Raw genomic sequence first — 398 nt, 5'->3', positions numbered from 1 at the left:
GGCCATGGTTGCCCACTGCTACACCGAATGCTTCGGCGAAGACGGAGCAGAACGGGCCAAGAAGCTGATCGTAAACACGGGCGTGTTCGCTCTTTCCGCCGAATCCCCCGTCTGGAAGGTGTGGCAAGCCTATCTGGCCAGGGGGCTAAGGCCGGGTGCCAAGACCTGGCTGGTGGAGCAGCAGGCGCTCAACCTCGCCATCCTCGACCGGAAGGTCTCCTTCTCCCTGCTGCCGCAGTCCTGCAACTGGAACGTCACCACCCACAGGCCGCTTCTCGATCCGTCGCGGGGGCTGCTCTGCGATCCTGGGGCTCCCTTGCATCCCATCGGAATCCTGCACCTGACCGACTCCAAGAAGCTGGAGCGTGCGGCCGTGAACACGGTATCGGGGGGTGTAA

The 398-nt window shown here is 63.6% G+C and carries 1 protein-coding gene; it reads left to right on the top strand.

The features are described 5' to 3' along the window. Positions 1 to 398 (top strand): hypothetical protein (locus tag JT719_RS24320; RefSeq protein ID WP_207436388.1); only part of this gene is annotated, 398 nt, incomplete at both ends.

The organism is Sabulibacter ruber (genome assembly GCF_017355955.1).
In the GTDB taxonomy this organism is placed as follows: Bacteria; Bacteroidota; Bacteroidia; order Cytophagales; family Hymenobacteraceae; genus Nibribacter; species Nibribacter ruber_A.
This window is presented reverse-complemented; position numbering and strand designations above follow the sequence as displayed.